We start from the raw sequence: 23111 nt of genomic DNA on the forward strand, positions 1-23111 counted from the left end.
AGATGAACGCCGGTGAACAACTTTCTCTTTGGGGGCTAATTCAGAACGCCAGCCTGTTGGTACAGCTCGTCATGTTGCTGCTGTTACTGGCTTCTGTGGTGTCCTGGGTCATGATTATCCAGCGCGGGCTCTACTTATCCCAGGCCAAACGCGCGCTCAATAATTTTGAACGTCGTTTCTGGTCCGGCGCAGATCTGAACAAACTGTTTCGCGAGGGCAACGAGCGCGCCGAAAAAGGAAAGACCGATGGGGTCGAATCCCTGTTTCGCGCTGGCTTTACTGAGTTTACCCGCCTGCGCCAGCAGGGCAGTAGTGGCCCGGAAGCGGTTATGGAAGGTACCGAGCGCGCCATGCGCGTGGCCATGTCGCGGGAACAGGAAAAGGTAGAGATGAACCTGCCGTTTCTGGCGACTGTAGGCTCCGTTAGCCCCTATATCGGCCTGTTCGGCACCGTTTGGGGGATTATGAACTCCTTCCGCGGTCTCGCCACTATGCACCAAGCCACCATTGCCACTGTAGCCCCGGGTATCAGTGAGGCATTGGTGGCAACGGCCATGGGTTTGTTCGCGGCGATTCCCGCGGTAATGGCCTACAACCGTTACTCGGCCAAGGCGGAGTGGCTGTTGTCCAGCTACGAAACTTTCGCCGAGGAGTTTTCCTCTATCCTGCACCGCAAAGTGCACTCCGGCTGAGTAGTGAGTAGGCGAACCCTATGAGTGTGTTTCGCAAGGGAACCAAGAAAAAGCTGGTCTCCGAGATCAATGTGGTGCCCTACATCGATGTGATGCTGGTGCTGTTGATTGTCTTTATGGTCACGGCACCATTGTTGATGCAAGGGGTCAAAGTGGACCTGCCAAATGCGCCCTCGGCGCCGATGGAGGACACTGATGAGGAGCCTTTGATTATTTCGGTGCGTGCCGATGGCACCTATTACCTAAATCTGGGTACCGATGAGCAGGAGGCCAAGTCTCTCACTGAGATCAAGGAGACGGTGGCCAAGGTGTTGCGGCAAAAGCCGAAAACCCCGGTGCTGGTGTGGGGCGATAGCGAGGCCCGCTACGGTTTGATCGTCAATGCCATGACCGAGCTGCAGCAGGCGGGTGCACCCAGTGTCGGCCTGGTGACAGAGCCACCGCAGGGGTAGGGTGCCGGTGAATAAAGGCTTTTATGTATTGGCGATAATAATTAGCCTCCTGTTACACGGGGCGCTAATCACTGCCATTACCTATGGTTGGGAAGCCAGCAGTATGCCCGAGCGCAAACCGATGCCGAAGTTTGTGCAGGCCAAGCTGGTAACCATTGAGGCGGCGACGCCAAAGAAGAAACTGCCCAAAAAAGTAGACAAAATTCAGCAGCGCGCCCAGCGCGAGGCTGAGCAAAAACGCAAGGCCGAAGTCGAGCGCAAGCGCCGCGCGGCCCTGGAGCAAAAGAAAAAGCAGGAAGCGGAGAAAAAGCGCAAGGCCAAAGTCGAAGCCGATCGCAAGGCTAAGCAGGAGAAGGCCCAGCGCGAGAAAGAGCGCAAAGAAAAAGAGCGTAAGGAAAAAGAACTCAAGGAGCAGCTGGCCAAAGAGCGAGAGAGCTCTTTCAATGAAGCGCTGGAGGATGAACAGGAGCTGCTTGATGCCAATGATGGGCAGCAGGCGGTGATGTCTGTAGCCCAAGCGATTCAGCAGCAAATTGAAGCCGTGTGGAGTCGCCCACCGAGTGCCCGTAACGGCATGTTGACCAAGGTAAAAATAAATTTTGTCCCCACCGGCCGGGTGGTGGCAACTAATATCGTCGAGGGCAGTGGTAATGCGGCCCTGGATCGATCGGTACTCACCGCCATCCGTCGGGTGGAAGTCTTTCCTGAAGTGGCCAAGTTGGCCCAGGAGGAGCCGGTGATATTCGAGCGGGAAGTCCGCACCACAATTTTGAACTTTAAAGTCGAAGATCTGCGCCAATGATCAAGAGTTTACTGAAGACAGTCGTCATTATTGCAATCGCCTCGGTGAGCCTGGGGGCTCGGGCCCAGCTGGTGGTGGATATCACCAGTGGTATCGATGACCCCACCCCGATCGCGGTATCCCCATTCAGCTGGTCAGGCGGTGGTGTCCTCAAAGAGGATGTCTCTGGAATTATTTCCGCCGACCTGCGCCGCAGCGGCCTTTTTTCTCCGGTACCCAAGGAGGACATGCTGTCCTTCCCTAAAACTCCGGAAGATGTGGTGTTCCGCGATTGGCGTATCCTCGGCACCGAGTACATTGTTACCGGCCGTATCGAGCCTCAGGCCTCCGGCTACCTGCTGACTTTTGACCTGGTTAATGTTTTCGGCCAGCACAAGATGTTCACCAAACAGGTACGCGGAGGCCAAACCCAGTTGCGCGATATCGCCCACCGCGCCGCCGATGAAATCTTTGAGGCCATCACTGGTATTCGCGGTGCCTTCTCCACAGAGATGGTGTATGTGCAGGAGGAGAAGCGCGGCGGCAAGCCCAGCTATGTGCTGATGCGCTCGGATATCGACGGTGCCCGTGCCAAGCAGGTTCGCCGCTTTAGTGCGCCAGTGATGTCGCCCATGTGGTCGCCCAACGGCCAGGAGCTGGCCTATGTTTCTTTCGAGACCGGCCGCCCGGCGATTTTCCGCGAAAACTTGCGCACAGGCGAACGCAAACAACTAACCAACTTCAAGGGCATCAATAGCTCGCCAACCTGGTCTCCTGATGGAACCAAGTTGGCTATGGTGCTCTCCAAGGACGGCAACCCGGAGATCTATGTACTGGATTTGGCGAGTGGTAAGTTCACTCGCATGACCAGACACTTCTCCATCGATACCGAGCCGAACTGGATGCCGGATGGTAAATCGCTGGTTTTCACCTCAGATAGGGGAGGGAAGCCACAAATTTACCAATTGACTCTTGCCACTGGTCAAGTCGACCGCTTAACCTTCGATGGCGACTACAATGCGCGGCCGCGTGTTTCTCCTGATGGGAAAACGTTGGTCATGGTACATCGCAACCGGGGAACCTTTACCATCGCTACGATGGATATTAACTCGGGCAGGATGCGTGTCCTTACGGAGACCACCCTGGATGAGTCCCCCAGCATTGCACCCAATGGGGCCATGCTGATGTACGCAACCAAGCGCGGAGACAAGGGCATTCTGGCTGCGGTATCGCTGGATGCCGGGGTGAAGTACAACTTACCCTCACAGAGAGGCGATGTCCGTGAACCGGCATGGTCGCCATACTTTGATTGAGGCGGGGGCCCAGCGCTCTGAAGCGTAGGGTATTTATAAGACCAATTTTAAAAATCTTTCAGGATTTTCGATAACACTAAAAGCGGAGTAGCTTATGTTGAAATCAGTAAAAACGGGCCTGGGGTTGGCCTGTGTTCTGGCAGTAATGGCCGGTTGTAGCAATACCAGCAGCGACAACACCAGCGGTGAAGAGTACACTCAGCCTGAGGTTGATACTCAAGTTGAAACTAACGTTGTAGATGAAGCTGAAACCATGGCTCCGTTGGAAAATGTGGTTTACTTTGACTTCGACCAGTCCCTGCTGAAGCCGGAAACCCGTGAACTGCTGATCCGTCACGCCGACCGCATGCGCAGTAATGCTACTGCTGTTCGCCTCGAAGGCCACGCTGACGAACTGGGCACCCGCGAGTACAACCTGGCTCTGGGTGAGCGCCGCGCCAATGCTGTACGCGACTTTTTGGTACTGCAGGGCGTAGACGCAGCTAACCTGGAAGTAATCAGCTACGGTGAAGAGCGCCCGGCTCAAATGGGCTCTAACGAAGCTGCCCGTGCGATGAACCGTCGCGTTGTTATTAACTAATCGTCAAAATGGATGCCAATGGCTTTTACGATTAGAAAACTGGCGATCGCCGCTGCCATAATGGCTGCGGCATCGCCCGTATTCTCCCAAGCCCCGATTGTCGACCTGACTGCCAGCAGCCAGGAGCCGTCGCCCGTCTCAAGTGACGCTAGTAACGAGGACATCTACCTCGCCCGCGCCACAACCCCCAGTCCCAAAGCTAAGACCAACCCCCAGGCTGAAGCCTACTACCAGATGCAGGTATTGCAGCAGGAAGTGCGCGAATTGCGCGGTACGGTTGAGGAGCTGCGCCACGAGATTAAGCGTCTCAAACAACAGCGCACCGAGGACTATATGGATCTGGACCGGCGTATAGCGCGCCTGAGTGGTACAGAGCCCTCAGCTCAGCCGCCGGTGGATACTAAAGGCAGTGGTGGCGCCTCTGTTGGAGGGGGTTCCTCAATGCCGCCCAAGCCTAAGGGGCCGAAAGACGGCAAGAGTGAACGCGACCGCTATCAGGCCAGCTTTGGTCTGGCTCGCAATGGTGACTACGGTGGCGCCAGTGCTGAATTCAAGAGTCTGCTACAAGACTTTCCCAACGGTCAGTATGCCCCCAATGCCAATTATTGGCTGGGTGAGATAGCGCTGGTACAGGGAAATTTGGAAGAGGCCCGCGGATGGTTTGTGGCCCTGCTGGACGGCTACCCGAACTCTAATAAAGTCTGGGACGGTCGTTACAAGCTGGGAACGGTTTACCACCAGCTGGGAGATCAGCAGAAAGCGCGCAACCTGCTGGAGCAGGTGGCGGCGAGTGATGCCCGTGCATCAAATCTGGCTAAGAAATATCTGCAGGAGAACTTCTAGCCCGATGCGGCAGTAATAACTGCTGTTGTTGCCTAATTCGCATCGCTGGTTTTTTGAGCAGAAAAAGCCTATGATCCCGCGCCCGGATGGCATGTGCCATTCGGGCGTTTTTGTGTCGGGTGTGTATGACCAATCTGTCTAAAGAATCACTCAGAATTAGTGAGATTTTCTACTCCCTTCAGGGGGAAGCGCGGGAAAGTGGCCTGCCTACGGTTTTTGTTCGACTGACCGGTTGTCCGCTGCGCTGTACCTATTGTGACTCGGAATACGCTTTTTATGGCGGCGAGCGCATGACCCTGGAGCAAATATTGCAGCAGGTGCAAAGCCACCCCGCACGCCATGTTTGTGTAACTGGGGGCGAGCCCCTGGCCCAGCCCAATTGCCTGCCCTTGCTTGAAGCCCTTTGCGACGCTGGCTACTCGGTATCATTGGAGACCAGTGGCGCCATGCCGGTGGATCAGGTGGACCCACGTGTGTCCCGGGTTGTGGATCTGAAAACCCCTGCTTCCGGAGAGCAGCACCGCAACCGCATGGAAAATATGCAGGTGCTCACCCGCGATGACCAGATCAAATTTGTGATCTGTGACCGGGGCGATTACGAGTGGGCCAGGTTCACCCTGGATCAGTACAACTTGCCAGAGCGTGTAGGGGAGGTACTTTTCTCGCCCAGCTATGAGCAGTTGCCGGCGCGGCAGCTGGCGGAGTGGGTGCTGGCCGATGGGTTGCCGGTGCGCATGCAGATGCAGCTGCACAAATTGCTGTGGGGAGATATCCCGGGTGTCTGATTGGCCCGGTGATTGTGGATTGAAAAATTGAGGAAGAGATGACTGCAAAGAAAGCGGTAATTTTGCTGTCCGGTGGCCTCGACTCGGCCACAGTGCTCGCCATGGCGCGTGCAGAAGGTTATGAATGTTATGCCTTGGGTTTTGATTACGGTCAGCGGCACGAAGCTGAATTGTTAGCGGCAAAGCGCGTAGCCGCTGATCTCGGAGCGGCAGAGCACAAAGTGGTGAAGCTCGATCTGCGTTCAATTGGCGGCTCGGCCCTAACCGATGACAGTATTGAGGTTCCCGAAGAGGAAACCAGTGGCATCCCGGTTACCTATGTACCGGCTCGCAATACGGTATTCCTCTCTATTGCCCTTGGCTGGGCCGAGGTGCTTGGAGCTCAGGATATTTTTGTCGGCGTCAATGCGGTGGATTACTCTGGCTATCCGGATTGCCGGCCGGAGTATATCGAGGCCTATGAAAAGATGGCCAACCTCGCTACCCGCGCTGGGGTAGAGGGAAACAAGCTCTCTGTGAGAGCGCCGCTGATGCAGATGAGTAAGGCGGATATTGTACTCGAGGGCACCCGTCTTGGGGTTGATTACAGTTTGACGGTATCCTGTTACCAGGCGCGCCCAGATGGTGCGGCCTGTGGTCGCTGCGATAGTTGTCGGCTGCGTGCTGCGGGATTTACGGAAGCAGGCCTGGCGGACCCTACGGTGTATGCCAGCTGATTGTCAGTTGGTGTCATTTTTATGGGAAATACCTAACCCCTTAAATTTGTTAGATTTTTTTTCGGGTTAGGTATTGTCTTTTCAAAATAGATCCGTAAGATACGCAGCTCCTCACATCGAGGCACGGAAAAGGGTCGTTAGCTCAGTTGGTAGAGCAGTTGGCTTTTAACCAATTGGTCGCTGGTTCGAATCCAGCACGACCCACCATTTCCGCCGGGGATATCCACAGTAACCCCACAGCTTTTACAGATCTGCGAGAGAAGTAAAAGCATCCTGAGTTGGGACATACCAAGTTCGCCCAACTTCCTAAGGGTCGTTAGCTCAGTTGGTAGAGCAGTTGGCTTTTAACCAATTGGTCGCTGGTTCGAATCCAGCACGACCCACCATTTCTTTACTGCATTCCTTTTTATTTTTTACTTCTCTGTCAACAATGGTTTTCTCGCGCCTGAAAATTCTCTACTTGGCTGAGCCTTTAAGGCATTTATTGGTCTTCACAGAGCGCAGTTTTTAGCGACAAATACAGTCTGCTGCCATCTCCCCTAAATATAAGCAACTGGTAAGGCCGGGTGACTCAATGCCGAAAAAGGCTACTAGTTGTGGTTCTTGACTTTCGCCCCAGTGGAATACTTTGAAGTCCTGGGTTGGGCCGCCTTTTGCCGTGAGCTTTGGGCGAATGCCAGCGTAATCTGGCTTTAGGCTTTCTGCTGTGAGCTCGGGCCAATAAAGGCGAACACTTTTATAAAACTTTTCTCTTCGCTTTTTATCCACCGTGTAATCAATTTTTTCTACCCACTCAACGTCGGGCCCAAAGCGGGCATAGCCCTCCAAATCCAGTGTGAGATGAGTGCCCAGTCCGCCGGGTTCTGGCAGGGGGTAGATCAGGTGGGAAAAAGGGGGTTTGTGGTCGAGAGAAAAATAATTCCCCTTTGCCAGGAATTGGTTTGGGACTAGTTGTCGAATACTTTTGTCGTTGATTTTGCAGAGCAATTGGTGGCTGTGTAGCCCTGCGGCTACGATCAAATTCTTGGTACCGAGTTGATAGCCATCTCTCATGGTGAGTTGGTAGTGGTCACTTTCACGCGATATTTTTTTCACTGCTGTGCCTAGTGCCACCTGGCCGCCATGCGCTTCCAGGGCGCCCTGCAGTGCCAATAGTAGGGCGTGGCTATCGAAGATGCCTGTGGTAGGTGAATAAATTGCACTGTGACACTGCAGCTGGGGTTCCATTACCTTGGCTTCTTTTGCGCTCAGTAGCTGTAAATGGCCGGCGCCATTCTTATCTCCTTGGGCTTTCAAGGCTTTGAGTTGAGGGAGTTGGGCTTCGTTGGTAGCCAGGATTAATTTGCCGATGGCTTTGTGTGGGACCGCATGCTCGCGGCAAAAACGATACAGCTTGGCTTTGCCCGCGACACAGGCTTTAGCCTTTAAGCTGCGGCTTGGGTAGTAAATACCGGCGTGGATTACCTCGCTGCTGCGGGCGCTAATCTCTGTGCCGATATTGGTGTGTTGTTCCAGAACCAGCACATCCTGCCCTTTAATGGCCAGGGCATAGGCGCTGGCGAGACCAATGGCTCCAGCACCAATCACAATGTTTTCAACCTGCTCCATTTTAGGGGCTCCCCATTAATAGGAAGGCTTTTTTGCCTGGATGTGGGCGCGCAAAACTGCTTCTCTGTTCTCTTGGGCTCTGCAGCCCGGGCATGCGGCGTAACTTATCTTGCGGTGCTGTCGAATTACCAGTTGTTGATACTTTAGGTGCGCTGATATGGCGTCGCAATGCGTTATACTGCGCGTTTTTCGCTGGTGGTAGTTAGCCATGACCCAAAAGTCCGTTGTTGCAGAAACGGTAGATTCCCTCTCCCTGGTGCAGGCGCACTTGGCGGAGCCGGTTGTGTCTCAGTACAGTGAGGAGGAGTTGCAAGCCTGGCGCGAGCGTATCAAGCGTCTGCTTAAAGAGCAGAATGCCGTGTTAGTGGCTCACTATTACACAGACCCATTAATCCAGGCGTTGGCCGAAGAGACTGGTGGCTGTGTATCCGACTCTCTGGAGATGGCCCGCTTTGGTGCCAAGCATAGCGCCGATACCCTGGTGGTGGCCGGTGTGAAGTTTATGGGCGAGACCGCCAAGATCCTGACGCCGAATAAGCGTGTGTTAATGCCCACCCTGGAGGCTACCTGCTCCCTGGATTTGGGCTGTCCCCCGGATGAGTTTTCCGAGTTCTGTGATCAGCATTCGGATCGCACGGTCGTCGTCTATGCCAATACCTCTGCGGCGGTGAAGGCGAGAGCGGACTGGGTGGTTACCTCCAGTATCGCCCTGGATGTAGTGGACCACTTGGATGCCAACGGTGAAAAAATTCTGTGGGCCCCTGATAAGCATCTCGGTGGTTATGTGCAGCGTGAAACCGGTGCGGATGTTCTGCTTTGGGATGGCTCCTGTATTGTGCACGAGGAGTTCAAGGCGAAAGGTGTGGAGGACCTGAAGGCGCTCTACCCGGATGCCGTAGTGTTGGTGCACCCGGAATCCCCTGCCTCGGTGGTTGCACTGGCGGATGTGGTGGGTTCCACCTCGCAGATAATCAATGCAGCCAAGACCCGCCCAGAGAAGCGCTTTATCGTGGCGACCGACCAGGGCATCTTCTACAAGATGCAGCAGGAGTGCCCGGATAAAGAATTGATGGTTGCCCCCACTGCTGGAGCTGGCGCCACCTGCCGCAGCTGTGCGAACTGTCCTTGGATGGCGATGAACTCCCTGGAGAATTTGTGTGGGGTGTTGGAGCGCGGTGATAACGAGATCTTTGTAGATGCGGAGTTGGGCCGTAAGGCGATGATCCCGCTGCAGAGAATGCTGGATTTCCGCAAGGGTTAAAGGTGCCTAGAGGGCTCCAGTGCCAATAAAAAGAGCGGCTACAGGCCGCTCTTTTTGTTTGTGCTTTGTTTGTGTTGTTAATGAGTGAGGTCAAAGCTCCTTGGCTTTTTCCTGCATCTTGATGACATCTTTAAGGCGCTGTTTCAGGATGGCATTGGTTTGATAGTCGTCTTTGGTCATGCGAATGCCGTGGCGCAGGTGCTGCAGGGCCTTATCGAAAACACCGATCAAAATATAGTATTCGGCTCGTGCCTCGTGCACCCCGACGATATCCCCGGCCAAGCCATGGGTCTCGGCCAATAGGTACCATACGGCGGGGTCTTTCTTGCGCACCCTGCTGTATTTGGCCAGCATGCGCTCTGCCGCCAGATAGTTGCCCGCTTTAAAATGAGCGTTGGCGAGCCCCATCACCAGGGCGTGGTCGCCGGGATTGCGGTCCAGTGCCTGCTGTAAGCGCTGGGTGGCGCCTGAATAATCTTGGCGTACCAGGTCAATATCGGCACGCGCCAGGACAAAAGCCGCTTTGGAGGGCTCCTTATCGAGGAGCGGCTGCAGGGTGTCCAGAGCGGAATCCGGCCTTCCTGCGGCGATTTGTGCCAATGCCAGGCCGTAGCGGGCGGCATCTTCGTTGTCATGGATACCATTAAGCTCGGCTTGGAAGCGTTTAACGGCCTGCTGTGGCGTGGCTTCAGTGGCCAGGCGGATTCGCGCGCGCATCATATGGTAGTCGCGGCTATCGCTGGGTTCGACATCCTCCATGCGCTGGGAGCGCAGCTTGGCGTCGGCGATACGCTTCTCTGTTACCGGGTGGGTCAGCAGGAACTCTGGTGGACGGCGGTAATAGCGGGTGGCTTTGAGCATCTGCTCGAACATCTCGCCGGCGGCATCTGGATCGCGGCCGGATCTTGCCAAGGTTTCGATACCGACCCGATCGGCCTCCTGTTCATTCTTGCGGCTAAAGCGCAGCTGACTGTCGAGCGCTGCGGCCTGAGTTGCGGTTATGGCGGCGAGCCCCGCTTCGCCACCGGCGGTGGCGGCGAGTACCAGGGCGCCGAGCATGCCGGCCAGGGTGGGCAGGGTGTTGTTGCGCTGGGCTTCCAGGGAGCGGGCGTAGTGGCGCTGGCTGAGGTGGCCCAGTTCGTGGGCGACCACCGAAGCAAACTGATCTTCGTTTTTCGCAAATAGGAAGAGGCCGGTGTGAATACCCATAATGCCACCGGGTACCGCAAATGCGTTCATGGTTTCATTATTTACCACGACCACATCAATATTCTTGTCCTCCAGGGGGCTGTATTCGGCCAGGCCCTTAACGGTTTTTTCGACGTACTGCTGCAGCAGTGCATCGGAGGAGGTTTTAACCTGACTGCGAAATATACGCAGCCACATTTGGCCCAGTTCTTTCTCGCGCTGGGGGGATACCAGGCCGCTGGTGCTGTCTCCAAGTTCCGGCAGGCGGATTCCCTCGGAGTCAGCGGTGGCTGCAATGGGAGTGCTGCCGAGCAACAGGCCTAAGCCGAGTGCCTTTAAGGTATTGCGCAATCGCAGTGAGAGAGGCGCTTTGTTTGATCGACGAGGCAGGCTTTTTTGGGGATCAGTCATTTTGATTACTGCTCGGTCTGTCCATGAAGGATCTATAGTCCAACTCTATACGCAACCCCGTTGAACTGTCGAGGGTTAGACAGGGTGGGGCGGTAAAGGTTCTGGCCGGCGCCAGCGGGAAGGTTAAAAAGGGTTAAGCATTGTCGGTAACTGGCGCAGATTACGCGTTATAATCCGCGGCTCTGTAAAGCTTGTGACCAAATAGCCAATGGCAGTGCCCCCTTCCGATACCGTTGATAAAAACTCCGTGCCGGACTGGCATGCGGCGGTAACGGTGGACGCCCGCCAGTTGCCCTGCCCCCAGCCTCTGCTGGCTATGCGCAGGGCCCTGCGCCAATACGAGGCGGGGACCTTACTGTGTGTGATGGCCACCGATGAGGGTTCCTGGCGCGATTTTCACAGCTTTGCCGCACTGAGTGGCAGGCCCCTGCTGCGCGCCGAGAGGCGTGATAATACCTTTCTATATTGGCTGTACGCTGGCAAATGAAGAATCAATCCCGAGAGTCTATGTTGTCGATTGTTAAAGGCTGGGTGAACCGCTACTTCAGTCAGGAAGAAGTGGTGTTGCTCGTGCTGCTGCTCACCGTAGCGCTGGTGGTACTGGCCACGCTCGGAGGTGTGCTGGCGCCTGTGCTTACGGCCCTGGTAATCGCCTTCCTGATGCAGGGCATGGTGCAAAAGTTGAAGTCCTGGCGGGTGCCCCATTGGCTCGCGGTAACACTTTCCTGCTTGGTGTTAGTGGGCACTATCGTGGGTCTGCTATTTGTGGTGCTACCGATTATTTGGCGCCAGCTGGTGCGCCTCGGTGCGGAGTTGCCGAATATGGTGCAGCGCGGCCAGGAGCTGTTGTTGCTACTGCCGGAGCGCTACCCGCGCCTGATTTCTGCGGCGCAGATCGACGAGGTTTTTAATACCCTCGGCAAAGAGCTGGGTGGCATGGGGCAGACCCTGCTGGCTTTCTCTCTCACCAACCTGCCCATTTTTGCCGGCCTGCTGATTTATGTGGTGGTGGTGCCGATCCTGGTGTTTTTCTTCCTGAAGGACTCCGACCAGCTGATCCGCTGGTGTACCTCTTTCCTGCCAAAGCAACGCCCCATGCTGCACCAGATCTGGCACGAGATGAACGATCAGGTGGCCAACTATGTGCGCGGCAAAGTGGTGGAGATCGGCATAGTGGCGGCGGTGAGCTATGCCGCCTTCCTGTTGCTGGGGGTCAATTACGCCCTGCTGCTGGCGGTGGCGGTGGGCCTGAGTGTATTGATTCCCTATATCGGCGCGGCAGTGGTGACCATCCCGGTGGCGGCCATTGGCCTGTTCCAGTGGGGTTGGAGCAATGAGTTTTTCTACCTGATTATGACCTACGGCATTATCCAGCTGCTCGATGGCAATGTGCTGGTGCCACTGCTGTTTTCCGAGGCTGTCAATCTGCACCCCGTGGCGATTATCCTGGCAGTATTGTTTTTTGGCGGCATCTGGGGCTTCTGGGGCGTCTTCTTCGCTATTCCGCTGGCGACCCTGCTTAAGGCCATAATGAGTGCCTGGCCCACCAGCGAGCACCAGGCGGAGTGGGAGGCCAAGCGTATATCGGAGTAATGCCGGCGCGCCCGCAGGGAGCCTCTAAGCCATTGTTATTTCGCAATACCTGGCCCGCCCTATAGAGCTTTAAGTGCGGGTCACACTCTGCGTTGCGACTTATTGAAATGTCTAGACACTCCTGCACAGTCGGGCCCTGGCTGTAGTCGCCCTAAAAGCCAGAGGCATCACGAAATTGTTCGGGGACTCCCGCCAACTTCTTTTCTTTGTATCGACGCGGGCCATTGCTAGAATGCCGCGCTTTCTTTTATTTGCTCCTTCGAATAGGTGAGAGCCCATGAGCCTGGCTGACAAAGTTCTAGCGGTCAATAATGACCTGCCGATCCGTACCGATAAGCCTGTCCACAGCGGCAAGGTCCGTTCTGTTTACTGGCTGAGCGAAGAAGATAGCCGCCGCCTGATTGAGGAAAAAGGCTACCCGGTTTCCCCGGACACCCCTCTCGCGGTAATGGTGATTTCCGACCGCATCTCCGCATTCGACTGCATCTGGACCGGCGAGGGCGGCATGCGCGGCGTGCCCGGCAAGGGCGCGGCATTGAACGCGATTTCCAACCACTGGTTCAAGCGGTTTAAAGAGCAGGGTCTGGCCGATAGCCATATTCTGGATATCCCGCATCCGCTGGTGTGGATCGTACAGAAGGCGCGCCCGGTGATGATCGAAGCCATAGCCCGCCAGTACATCACCGGCTCCATGTGGCGCTCTTACCAAAAGGGCGAGCGCGAGTTCTGCGGCATTGAAATTCCCGATGGCTTGCAGAAAGACCAGAAGTTGCCAGAATTGCTGATTACCCCCTCCAGCAAAGGTATTCTCAAGGGCATCCCCGGCGTGCCGGAAGTGGATGACGTCAATGTCACCCGCAAGAATATCGAAGACAATTTTGCGGCCTTCGGCTTCCGCAGCGCGGGCGATATCGACCTGTACGAGCAGTTGCTGAAAGAAGGTTTCGATTTAATTTCTACCGAGCTGGAAAAGCTCGACCAGGTCTTTGTCGATACCAAGTTTGAGTTCGGCTATGTCACCGATGCCAATGGTGAAGAAAAGCTGATCTATATGGACGAAGTGGGTACCCCGGACTCCTCCCGTATCTGGGACGGCGAACAGTATCGCGCGGGCAAGGTTGTGGAAAAATCCAAAGAGGGTTTTCGCCAGGCCCTGCTCAACCACTTCGCCGATGCCGATATCCTGCTAAACAAAGACCGTATGGATGAGCGCGAGGCTCTGGCTCGTGATAACGAGTTACCAGAATCTATGCTGATGGATCTCTCTAATACTTATGTTGGTATTGCTGAGAAGATTATTGGTACGAAATTGGAGATATCCGATAATCCCAAAGCGGAATTGCTTGAAGTATTGCGTAAGGATTATGGTCTGGTCGACTGATATCTAATTGATTGATTGATAAAAAAAACCGGCGCTTGCGCCGGTTTTTTTATGTTAGGGAATTTTATTCCTTATTGGTTCGATGGTCTTGGTACAGATATTCTCTTAAGAAAGTACATTAATATTAAATCTGTATTGACTGATCAATGGAGGTTTTGCCGTTGATCTTGTACGTCTATTATTTAAGCTCCTCCCTCAGCCATTTTTTTATTTTTAGCGATAATTTTTTGGTGCTGTTCAAATGGATGAGAGATGGTTGTCGCTGTATAACTTTTTCTGAAACGATGTGCGGAATACTTTGTAATAAAGTGTGATTTTCCATTTTTGTCGATATGTTAGAGTGCTCAACATGCCTGCTGAATTTGAAATTTTATTTGTGCACTCTCTGCCCTTCCGGGTAAAGGGTATTTTTCTGCATTATACTTATTTGAGAAAGGGAATTGTTGTGAATTTTAATGGGCCTCTTATCGTAAATCTGGGTTCTGGCTATAAGCAGCCGCTAAGAGAGGGAGAGCTTGAGAGTTTTCCCGAGCTTAAAGGTTGGAGAATCCTTAATTTTGATTTTCGTGATTTCCCTCCTGTCCCAGAAGTTTATCAGATGGATAGTGTCAAGGGGTTGAAACTGGGTGATGTGTGGAATGCAAATGTTGAGAAAAAGATTCCTTTGGGTGATTGCTCAGTGGATGTTGTTGTTTCGGTAAGTCCCTATGGCTATTCTGTTCTGAGTAAGGAAGTTTATAGAATTTTAAAGCCAAGAGGTTTAATTATCATTTGGGGGAATGGAAGTAATAAATTTATCCAAGAGGATCATGAGAAAAATGATGAGATGATAATTGGTAGATTGAGAAGTGATGCAGTGAAAGAGCTTGATCAATTATCCGGATACAATGGGGTGAGTAGGCAGGGGGATTTTTTTGCTCGCTATGAATACACTGTAGAACACGATTTAGTGGAACGTTGCAAGAAGTATTTGTTAGATCGTGGTTCGTATGTTACTGGTGGGTATCGCGAGACTAAATTGGATACATGTTTGGTTTTCAGGAAATGTAAGAATATTAAATTCGAGGAGGAAACCTCTGGTTAATGAAACTCTTTTTTAGGTTGCCATGATTGGCTGAAGGTAGAGGTTTTTATTGTTGGTTGGTGTTTTATTCTTCTCTGGGGTTGATTTATTTTAGGTTTTTAGGGGGTTGAGGCTGGTAGCGTTTTTAAGTTAGATAATGCGTGGAACTAGGGTGGCTGATTTCTTGTGTGATTTCTCTAAAGAAATTTAATTGTTTCGGAGAATTTTTTGGTGTATATAGCTTTGTTCCTTAAGGTTAGAGGCCTTATTGAATGAGGTTTCAATGGGAGGCTGCTAAAAGTTAAATGGCTTAAAGTGGTAATTTTGGTAGGGCTACGATAACTAAGAAATAAACTGTCTACAATTGCCACAATTCGCCATAATTCCTCCCTTTTCCCGCCCGCTTCCCTGCCGCCTTTTGCCCGCTTGCCCCTGTTTAATCACTTCAACATCCAATTTAAAAGTGGAGGGAAGTGAGTGAACAGGGTGATGTTGTTTGGGCAGCGGTTTCATAAAGACGATCTGATGTTGCCGACGGAGGAATATTATCGCCGCCGCCAGAAGAGCGGTGGTGCCGGGCGCTGGTTGTTATTTATAGTGGTGGTATTGGCGGTGGTCATTGCGGCAATCGGGGCCGAGGTCAGTGCCCAGGCGCTTGTCTCTGAAAATGATACGGCTACCGCTGAACCGGTTACCCTGGATGATGTGCAGGCGGGGGATTTACTGTTTACCGGCGCAGAGCCGGGCCGCTATGTGCCCGCCGTGCACCTGCACAGTAGTGTCAAAATGGTGGTGCGCGGTCTGGTTGCGGAAGTGCAGTTGCAGCAGGCTTTTCAAAATACCAGCGATAGCTGGCAGGAGGCGGTTTACGCACTGCCATTGCCCGAGCAGGCAGCGGTGGCTGGCCTCGAGATTCAATTGGGCGAGCGCCGTATTGTCGGCAAGGTGCGCGAACGCAAACAAGCGGCAAAGATTTATAAGGTCGCGCGCGCGGCGGGTAAGCGCGCGGCTCTTTTAGAGCAACAGCGCCCCAACCTGTTTACCAACAAAGTGGCCAATATTGCACCGGGAGAAACGGTGCAGGTGAATATTCGCTATCTACAGCCAGTAGCCTATGACAGTGGTGTCTTTTCATTGCGGCTGCCAACCACCCTGACTCCCCGTTATATCCCCGGTGAACCCATTACCCCGCAGGCCCTCGGTGGTACCGAGTTGGAGCTGGCCACTCAGAGCAGTGGCTGGGCGCTGCCCACTGATCAGGTACCGGATGCCGCAGCGATTACTCCATTGATGCAACCGGCGGCAGAGTTGGAGGCAGTGGGCAGTCACAATATTGCCATTGAGGTGGAGCTGGAAGGCGGCTTGCCGCTGGTGAAAATCGGCAGCCCCTATCACGATATTGCTATCGATGAAAAAGCCGGAGAGCGCTACTCCATTCGATTGCGCAAAGGCAGGGCAAAAATGGATCGGGATTTTCTTTTAAATTGGCAGCCGGAGCCCTCGGCTATGCCGCGTGCGGCGCTCTTTAGTGAGCATGTCGCCGGGATAAAAGGGAGTGGAGAGAAAGAGGGTGGAGGGATAGGGAATAAAAAATCCGGTACCTATTTACAGCTAATGCTGCTGCCACCGGATGAGGGCACTCGCGCCCAGCGCCTGCCACGGGAAGTGGTTTACGTGATCGATACCTCTGGTTCTATGGGCGGTAACTCTATTCGCCAAGCCAAGGAGAGCCTTACCCTGGCGCTCTCGCGTCTAGATGGTAATGACCGTTTTAATGTAATCGAATTTAATAACAGCCCCCGCGCATTTTTCCCGCGCCCGCTGGCGGCGAATGCGGAGAATATTCAGTGCGCACGCCGGGAGGTGGAACGCTTAAATGCCGATGGCGGCACCGAGATGGCTGCTGCGCTACGTTTAGCGTTAGGCCAGCAGTTGCCCGATAACAACAACCTGGTACACCAGGTGGTATTTATTACCGATGGCGCCGTGGGCAATGAACAGGCGCTGTTCGAATTAATCCATCAGCACCTGGGCGATGCGCGTTTATTTACGGTGGGTATTGGCTCGGCGCCCAACAGCCATTTTATGCGTAAAGCTGCCCAGTTTGGCCGCGGTATCTCGGTCACTATCGGCGATCTTTCCGAGGTGCGCAGACGTATGCAGACCCTTTTCGCCAAGCTGGAAAACCCTATGGCCACCGACCTGCAGCTAAGCTGGCCCGAGGGCGTGGTGGCGGATGCCTATCCAAAACGAATCCCCGATCTCTATCGCGGCGAGCCGTTGCAACTGGTGGCCAGGGTGGAAGGGCAGTCGCTGCAGGGGGATATTCAGTTGCGTGGGCGTATGGCCGGTAAGCAGTTTGTGCGCAACCTGGCGCTGACACTGGAGCAGGCCCCCAGTAGTAAGGGTATCGGCAGCTTGTGGGCGCGCAACAAAATGGAATCCCTGCGCGATCGCCAGACCCAGCTGGGCGAGGAGAGCGATGCGGGCCAGGCTCTGCGTGCACAGATTTTACAGCTTGCCCTGGATCATCAACTCGCCAGCCCCTACACCAGCTTTGTCGCGGTTGAAGAAGAGCTGGTGCGCAAGCCCGAAGAAAAGCTCTCCCAAAGTGCGCTCACCAACATGGTGCCCAGAGGGCAGGTGTTGCAGCGCCAGGCTTACCCCAGTACGGCCACAGGCGTTTATGCGCAGCTGTTCGCTGCCTTGAGTCTGCTCAGCCTGGCAGCATTGTTGCGCCGCGGCCGCTCAATGCGCGCCAATTTGATGGGGGCAATCCGCCGCCTGTTGCGCAAGGTGGTGCCGGATTTGCGCCGCTGTAACAGTGGGCTGGAGGCGCGGCTGGGGAGTGCGCCGCAGTGATGCGCCTACTGCTTTTTTCAGCTTGCCTGCTGGTGGGGTTGTGGCAGTTGGGCTCCGCCTCCTGGCTGCTGGCCAAGGCGCAGTTGGCCCAGTTGCTGATTGCCAGTGCCTGGGAGGAGCAGTTGCAGGGCGGGGTTCCGCAAAAGCCCTGGCCCTGGGCGGATACCCGGCCGGTGGCCAAGCTCAAGCTGCAGGGTCAGCGTCCTTTTATAGTGCTGGCGGGAGGCAGTGGAGAATCCCTCGCCTTTGGTCCCGGCTTGCTTGATGGTTCCGGCAAGCCCGGTGACTTTCGCACCACGGTAATCGCTGCGCATCGGGATACGCACTTTGCCGGGCTGCAAACCCTGCAGCGTGGCAATGGCATTTACCTGCAGGGTGAAGACGGGCGCTGGCACACGTATCGGGTGACGGAGCTGCGCATCGTAAATAGTGAGCGCGAACGTCTGCCGGTTTTTGCCGAGCGCGGCCTGCTACTGGTGACCTGCTATCCCTTCGATGCTATGGCGGCGGGTGGTCCACTGCGCTACTTGGTCTACGCTGAATACCAATCTGGCGGGGAGCTGGTGCAGCTGTGACTGGCACCTTTATTTGAGACTCGATTTTGTAATTTGTTTTCTCAAACTTTCCATAAAATATTCCGGTAAAACAGCAAAATGGCAAATAATTGTTTTGCCGTTTTGTTTTGTTTGTTACTAACCGTCCTATCTGGAAAATTTTTTGTAGTAATACTACAATCGCTTCCGCTAATAACCGGGAATGGGGCTTTGTCCGCCACCTTAGAGTGGGGCCCGGAACAGATAATTACAGTCAAACTAAGCACTCGCGGCACAGACTGGCGCCGCTTTTCCTCTCCGCCGCGATCGGGTGAAGATTCACACATTGCATTTCCGCCACCAACGGCGGTGAATTGGCGGAAGCCTGAAAAAAAGGAAGCATTTTTTCGCCTGCGCTGTAGTTTGCCCGCGTACCGATTTTTGAGAAATAGACCGACTCGACGTCGCCTAATTCGCCGAGGAGCATTTGATGCACGAAGATACCGATAACCTCGAAACGCAGGAATGGCTGGATGCGCTGCAGGCGGTTATCCGCTACAGCGGCAAAGAGCGCGCCGCCTTCCTTCTAAAGCAGCTGTCTGATCGCGCTACCGATGTCGGTGTGCAGCTACCCGCGGCTATCACTACCCCTTACCGCAATACCATTCCGCCCAATGCGGAAAAGCGCATGCCCGGCGACCTATTTATGGAGCGCCGTATTCGCTCCCTGATTCGCTGGAATGCCCTGGCGATGGTGGTGCGTGCCAACCAGAATAACGACCACCTCGGCGGCCATATCTCCAGTTTCTCCTCTGCCGCCACACTCTACGATGTGGGCTTTAACTACTTTTTCCGCGGCAATGAAGGTGAAGAGCGCGGCGACCTGATTTTCTTCCAGGGGCACAGTGCGCCGGGTATTTATGCCCGTTCTTACTTGGAAGGACGCTTCGATGAAGAACAGCTGGATAACTTCCGCCGCGAAGTGAACGGCAACGGTCTCTCCTCTTATCCACACCCCTGGCTGATGCCGGATTACTGGCAGTTCCCCACAGTTTCCATGGGGCTGGGACCGATTCAGGCAATTTATCAGGCGCATATTATGCGCTACATGTCCGCCCGTGGTTTGTCACCGCGCGGTGACCGCAAGGTGTGGGCTTTCCTTGGCGATGGCGAATGTGATGAGCCGGAAACCCTGGGCGCCATTTCCCTGGCCGGCCGCGAGCAACTGGAAAACCTGGTGTTCGTGGTTAACTGTAACCTGCAGCGCCTGGATGGCCCGGTGCGCGGTAACGGTAAAATTGTGCAGGAGCTGGAAGGTGTATTCCGCGGTGCCGGCTGGAATGTCGTTAAAGTACTCTGGGGCCGCTTGTGGGATCCGCTGCTAGAGAAAGACGACAAGGGGCTACTGCAGAAAGTCATGGACGAAGTGGTCGATGGCGAGATGCAGAACTTCAAGGCCAACGGCGGCGCCTATACCCGCGAACACTTCTTCGGCAAGTACCCGGAGCTGCTGGAGCTGGTCAAGGATATGTCCGACGATGAGATTATGAAGCTCAATCGCGGCGGCCACGACCCCTATAAAGTCTACGCAGCTTACGCGGCAGCCATGGCCCATAAAGGCCAGCCCACTGTGATCCTGGCGCAAACAGTTAAAGGCTACGGCCTGGGCTCCGCCGGTGAAGCGGCGATGGATACCCACTCCGTGAAGAAGCTGGATCTGGATTCCCTTAAGCGCTTCCGCGACCGTTTTGCCATTCCGCTCACCGATAAAGAGCTGGAAGAAGTGCCTTACTACCGTCCGTCTCCGGACAGCCCGGAAATGAAATATATGGCGGAGCGCCGCAAGACCCTGGGCGGTCCGGTTCCCCGTCGCCCGATTGAGTGCCCAAAACTGGAAGTGCCCGGTCTCGATGCCTTCAGCGCGCTGACCAAAGGCTCCGGCGAGCGCGAAATTTCCACCACCATGGCATTTGTGCGCGCTATCGCCGCACTGGTGAAAGACAAGAATATCGGCAAGAACATCGCGCCGATTGTGCCCGATGAAGCCCGTACCTTCGGTATGGAAGGCCTGTTCCGCCAGCTGGGTATCTACTCTTCTGAAGGGCAGCGCTATACCCCGGTGGATCACGGCCAGATCATGTATTACAAGGAAGATAAGAAAGGCCAGGTGCTGGAGGAGGGCATCAATGAAGCCGGTGCCATGTCTGCCTGGATGGCGTTGGCTACGGCCTATAGCAACCACGGCGTGCCGATGGTGCCTTTCTATATCTATTACTCCATGTTCGGCTTCCAGCGAGTGGGCGATCTGGCCTGGGCCGCTGGCGATATGCAGGCGCGCGGCTTCCTGATTGGTGCCACCGCCGGTCGTACCACTTTGAATGGTGAAGGCCTGCAGCACCAGGATGGCCACAGCCATGTACTGTCCTCCACTATCCCCAACTGTCGCAGCTACGATCCGGCCTACGGTTACGAGTTGGCTGTGGTTATGCAGCGGGGCCTCAAGGAGATGTACGAGGAGCAGAAGAATGTCTTCTATTACATCACCATCGAGAATGAAAACTACCTGCAACCGGAAATGCCTCAGGGCGTGGAAGAGGGCATTATTCGCGGTATCTATAAACTCCAGTCCAACGTTAAGAAAGGCGCCAAGGGCAAGACTGCCAAGAAGCATGTGCAGTTGATTGGTGGCGGTACTATTTTGCGCGAAGTGCTGGCAGCAGCGGATATCCTCGCCGACCAATTTGGCGTGACCTCCGATGTTTGGAGCCTCACCTCCGCGGTGGAAGCGGCCCGCGAAGGCCAGGATGTGGCGCGTTGGAATATGCTGCACCCGGAAGCCGAGTTGCGCAAAGCCTGGATCACCGAGCAGTTTGAGGGCAATACCTCACCGGTGATCGCTTCCACTGACTACATCCGTTCCTATGTGGAGCCCCTGCGTGAATTTATCGATGGGGACTTGACCACCCTGGGTACTGATGGTTTTGGCCGCAGTGACAGCCGCGAGCAGTTGCGTCGCTTCTTTGAGGTGGATCGCAACTATGTGGTGATTGCCGCTCTGAATGGGCTGGCGAAGCAGGGTGTGATTGATGCGAAAGAAGTGTCCGAAGCGATCGTGAAGCTCAATATCGACGCCGAAAAAGTTAACCCGCGCATCAGCTAAGAGAAGGCAGAACTCCTATGGCAAAACAAGTCATTAAAGTGCCTGATCTCGGCGGTGCCGATCAGGTGGATGTGATTGAAATTACGGTTGCCGTCGGTGATACCGTCGCGCAAGAGGATTCTCTGATTGTGGTGGAGGGCGACAAGGCCTCCATGGATGTGCCGGCCCCGGTGGCCGGTAAAATTCTCAGCATCAGCGTAAAAGAGGGCGATAAGGTCTCTGAAGGCGATGTGATTGGTGAGATCGAAACCGATGTCGCGGAAGCACCAGCAGAGGCGCCCGCTGCAGCCTCCGCCAAGCAAGAAGCTGCACCGGCGGCAGAGCCTGTAGCTGAAGCCCCTGCGGCAGCAGCGAGCGGCGAGCCGAAAGAGGAAACGATCCAGATCCCTGACCTGGGCGGTGCCGATGCGGTTGATGTGATCGAGATCAGTGTGCAACCCGGTGATACCGTCGAAGAGGGAGACTCTCTGATTGTGGTGGAAGGCGATAAAGCCTCCATGGATGTCCCTTCCCCCAGCGCCGGTACTGTAGTTTCTATCGCCGTTAAAGAAGGCGATAAGGTTTCTACGGGCGATACCCTCGGTGTATTGAACGTGGTTGCCGCAGGCGGTGCCGCCGCGCCCGCAGCTCAAGCCGCGGTTCCGGCAGCTGCTGCGCCTGTCGAGAGTGCTCCACAGCAGGCCCCTTTATCTGTTGAGCCGCCGGCAGTGCCGCAGAAAGATTACCAGCTGGAACGCAATCTCACTGCTGCAGCCCAGGTTTATGCCGGTCCCGCCGTACGCAAATTGGCCCGTGAGTTGGGTGTTACCTTGAACAAGGTGAAGCCCACCGGTCCGCGCAACCGGGTCTCCAAGGACGATCTGCATAATTATATCCGCGAGCAGGTGAAGAAAGCCGAGAGCGGTGCGGTTGGTGTCGGCGGTGGAATCGGTATCGCCAAGATGCCGGATATCGACTTCAGCCAGTTTGGCCCGGTGAACGTGGAGCCGATGAGCAAGATCCACAAGATCACCGCAGCCAATATGTCGCGCAACTGGCTCAATGTGCCTCACGTCACCCAGTTTGACGATGCGGATATCACCGAGCTGGAAACCTTCCGCAAGTCTATGAAGGCTGAGGCGGAGAAGCGCGGTGTGAAACTCACGCCTGTGCCTTTCCTGCTGAAAGCGGTAGCCGCGGCCCTGCGCGCAGAGCCCAGCTTCAATGTGTCCCTGCACAACGATGGCGAGCAGATTGTGCGCAAGGACTATGTACATGTGGGTATGGCGGTGGATACGCCAAAAGGCTTGATGGTGCCGGTTATCCGCGATGTGGATAAAAAAGGCTTGTACGAGCTGGCGGCCGAGGCCACTGAAATGGCCCTGAAAGCCCGCGATGGCAAGCTGAAGCCCAACGAGATGCAGGGTGCCTGTTTCACCATCTCAAGCCTGGGTGCTATTGGCGGTACCGGATTTACCCCGATCGTCAATTCGCCAGAAGTGGGCATCCTCGGTGTTTCCAAGTTGGCGGTGAAGCCGGTGTGGAACGGCGAGGACTTCGAGCCGCGGCAGATGCTGCCTTTGGCGCTTTCTTACGACCACCGCGCGGTCAATGGTGGCGATGCCGGACGCTTTATGACCTACCTGGTGAGTGTGCTTGCGGATGTGCGGCGCTTGCTGCTATAGCCAATTCATAAGCTACAGCACAACCCTCAAAAAGCGGCCTATGGCCGCTTTTTTTATGAGGGCCACTCAGCTGACATTGGGCTTTTAAGAAGTTGTGAGTTCTTTCTGCTTTTTTTAGTCAGAACGGACTCGTAGGTGCCTTACTGCGAAGAAACTTTTAACCAGTTACCCACAAAAGTACCTAAAATGGCGCATAAAACTTTATAAAAATGAATTGCACGCAGA

At 54.8% G+C, this 23111-nt stretch carries 20 protein-coding genes and 2 tRNA genes; 19 read left to right on the plus strand and 3 right to left on the minus strand.

Going from position 1 to position 23111, the window contains the following annotated elements:
- Positions 1 to 2 precede the first annotated feature (2 nt).
- The 10 genes from tolQ (at position 3) to ACJJIB_RS04995 (ending at position 6548) form a co-directional block, all read left to right on the plus strand.
- The gene (tolQ, locus tag ACJJIB_RS04950; protein WP_152451559.1) at positions 3 to 692 is read left to right on the plus strand and encodes a protein TolQ; all 690 of its coding nucleotides are present in this window, start codon (positions 3 to 5) and stop codon (positions 690 to 692) included.
- Between the two features lie 20 nt (positions 693 to 712).
- The gene (tolR, locus tag ACJJIB_RS04955; RefSeq protein WP_444883811.1) at positions 713 to 1144 is read left to right on the plus strand and encodes a protein TolR; all 432 of its coding nucleotides are present in this window, start codon (positions 713 to 715) and stop codon (positions 1142 to 1144) included.
- Between the two features lie 7 nt (positions 1145 to 1151).
- On the plus strand, positions 1152 to 1946 hold the full coding sequence (gene tolA / locus ACJJIB_RS04960) for a cell envelope integrity protein TolA (RefSeq protein WP_252084625.1): 795 nt from the start codon (positions 1152 to 1154) through the stop codon (positions 1944 to 1946).
- A complete protein-coding gene (gene tolB / locus ACJJIB_RS04965) occupies positions 1943 to 3238 on the plus strand; it encodes a Tol-Pal system beta propeller repeat protein TolB (RefSeq protein WP_252084626.1) in 1296 nt (431 codons plus the stop codon). Before tolA ends, tolB begins: the two co-directional genes overlap by 4 nt.
- 94 nt (positions 3239 to 3332) lie before the next feature.
- A complete protein-coding gene (pal, locus tag ACJJIB_RS04970) occupies positions 3333 to 3818 on the plus strand; it encodes a peptidoglycan-associated lipoprotein Pal (RefSeq protein WP_252084627.1) in 486 nt (161 codons plus the stop codon).
- A gap of 18 nt (positions 3819 to 3836) precedes the next feature.
- Positions 3837 to 4661: a YbgF trimerization domain-containing protein gene (locus ACJJIB_RS04975; RefSeq protein ID WP_444883814.1), complete on the plus strand. Its 825-nt coding sequence runs from the start codon at positions 3837 to 3839 to the stop codon at positions 4659 to 4661.
- Between the two features lie 125 nt (positions 4662 to 4786).
- Complete coding sequence (gene queE, locus ACJJIB_RS04980; RefSeq protein ID WP_252084629.1) at positions 4787 to 5446, plus strand: 7-carboxy-7-deazaguanine synthase QueE; 660 nt, start codon at positions 4787 to 4789, stop codon at positions 5444 to 5446.
- A gap of 38 nt (positions 5447 to 5484) precedes the next feature.
- A complete protein-coding gene (gene queC / locus ACJJIB_RS04985) occupies positions 5485 to 6162 on the plus strand; it encodes a 7-cyano-7-deazaguanine synthase QueC (RefSeq protein WP_444883815.1) in 678 nt (225 codons plus the stop codon).
- 131 nt (positions 6163 to 6293) lie between these two features.
- Positions 6294 to 6369, plus strand: a tRNA-Lys gene (locus tag ACJJIB_RS04990).
- 103 nt (positions 6370 to 6472) lie between these two features.
- A tRNA-Lys gene (locus ACJJIB_RS04995) sits at positions 6473 to 6548 on the plus strand.
- Between the two features lie 121 nt (positions 6549 to 6669).
- On the opposite strand, the gene ACJJIB_RS05000 is transcribed toward ACJJIB_RS04995, so the two are convergent.
- Positions 6670 to 7770 (minus strand): NAD(P)/FAD-dependent oxidoreductase, encoded by a 1101-nt coding sequence (locus tag ACJJIB_RS05000; protein ID WP_444888054.1) that lies wholly within the window; start codon positions 7768 to 7770, stop codon positions 6670 to 6672.
- Between the two features lie 208 nt (positions 7771 to 7978).
- On the opposite strand from ACJJIB_RS05000, the gene nadA reads away from it, so the two are divergent.
- Positions 7979 to 9031, plus strand: coding sequence for a quinolinate synthase NadA (gene nadA, locus ACJJIB_RS05005; RefSeq protein ID WP_252084632.1), 1053 nt, complete (start codon positions 7979 to 7981; stop codon positions 9029 to 9031).
- A 90-nt stretch (positions 9032 to 9121) separates the two neighbouring features.
- On the opposite strand, the gene ACJJIB_RS05010 is transcribed toward nadA, so the two are convergent.
- Complete coding sequence (locus ACJJIB_RS05010) at positions 9122 to 10630, minus strand: M48 family metalloprotease (RefSeq protein WP_252084633.1); 1509 nt, start codon at positions 10628 to 10630, stop codon at positions 9122 to 9124.
- 208 nt (positions 10631 to 10838) lie between these two features.
- On the opposite strand from ACJJIB_RS05010, the gene ACJJIB_RS05015 reads away from it, so the two are divergent.
- The 6 genes from ACJJIB_RS05015 to ACJJIB_RS05040 all read left to right on the plus strand — a co-directional run bounded on the left by ACJJIB_RS05015 (position 10839) and on the right by ACJJIB_RS05040 (position 18104).
- Positions 10839 to 11117, plus strand: a complete 279-nt coding sequence (locus ACJJIB_RS05015; RefSeq protein ID WP_444888055.1) for a sulfurtransferase TusA family protein — start codon at positions 10839 to 10841, stop codon at positions 11115 to 11117.
- Positions 11118 to 11137: 20 nt separating this feature from the next.
- The gene (locus ACJJIB_RS05020; protein WP_252085962.1) at positions 11138 to 12223 is read left to right on the plus strand and encodes an AI-2E family transporter; all 1086 of its coding nucleotides are present in this window, start codon (positions 11138 to 11140) and stop codon (positions 12221 to 12223) included.
- Between the two features lie 277 nt (positions 12224 to 12500).
- Positions 12501 to 13604, plus strand: coding sequence for a phosphoribosylaminoimidazolesuccinocarboxamide synthase (locus tag ACJJIB_RS05025; RefSeq protein WP_444888056.1), 1104 nt, complete (start codon positions 12501 to 12503; stop codon positions 13602 to 13604).
- 349 nt (positions 13605 to 13953) lie between these two features.
- A complete protein-coding gene (locus ACJJIB_RS05030) occupies positions 13954 to 14688 on the plus strand; it encodes a hypothetical protein (RefSeq protein WP_444888057.1) in 735 nt (244 codons plus the stop codon).
- Positions 14689 to 15144: 456 nt separating this feature from the next.
- Positions 15145 to 17529: a marine proteobacterial sortase target protein gene (locus tag ACJJIB_RS05035; RefSeq protein WP_444888058.1), complete on the plus strand. Its 2385-nt coding sequence runs from the start codon at positions 15145 to 15147 to the stop codon at positions 17527 to 17529.
- On the plus strand, positions 17529 to 18104 hold the full coding sequence (locus tag ACJJIB_RS05040; RefSeq protein WP_444888908.1) for a class GN sortase: 576 nt from the start codon (positions 17529 to 17531) through the stop codon (positions 18102 to 18104). Before ACJJIB_RS05035 ends, ACJJIB_RS05040 begins: the two co-directional genes overlap by 1 nt.
- Before the next feature lie 232 nt (positions 18105 to 18336).
- Here the strand turns inward: ACJJIB_RS05040 and ACJJIB_RS05045 are convergent, their stop codons facing one another.
- The gene (locus tag ACJJIB_RS05045; protein WP_444888059.1) at positions 18337 to 18558 is read right to left on the minus strand and encodes a hypothetical protein; all 222 of its coding nucleotides are present in this window, start codon (positions 18556 to 18558) and stop codon (positions 18337 to 18339) included.
- Here ACJJIB_RS05045 and aceE point away from each other — a divergent pair.
- Both aceE and aceF read left to right on the plus strand, forming a co-directional pair.
- Positions 18553 to 21222 carry a pyruvate dehydrogenase (acetyl-transferring), homodimeric type gene (gene aceE / locus ACJJIB_RS05050; RefSeq protein WP_252084639.1) on the plus strand — a complete coding sequence of 890 codons (2670 nt, stop codon included), beginning with the start codon at positions 18553 to 18555 and terminating at the stop codon, positions 21220 to 21222. The two genes, ACJJIB_RS05045 and aceE, sit on opposite strands and share 6 nt — an antisense overlap.
- A gap of 17 nt (positions 21223 to 21239) precedes the next feature.
- On the plus strand, positions 21240 to 22886 hold the full coding sequence (aceF, locus tag ACJJIB_RS05055) for a dihydrolipoyllysine-residue acetyltransferase (protein ID WP_444888060.1): 1647 nt from the start codon (positions 21240 to 21242) through the stop codon (positions 22884 to 22886).
- The last annotated feature ends 225 nt before the right edge of the window (positions 22887 to 23111 follow it).

The sequence above is a fragment of the Microbulbifer mixtoriginis (SeqCode) genome, from assembly GCF_052467705.1.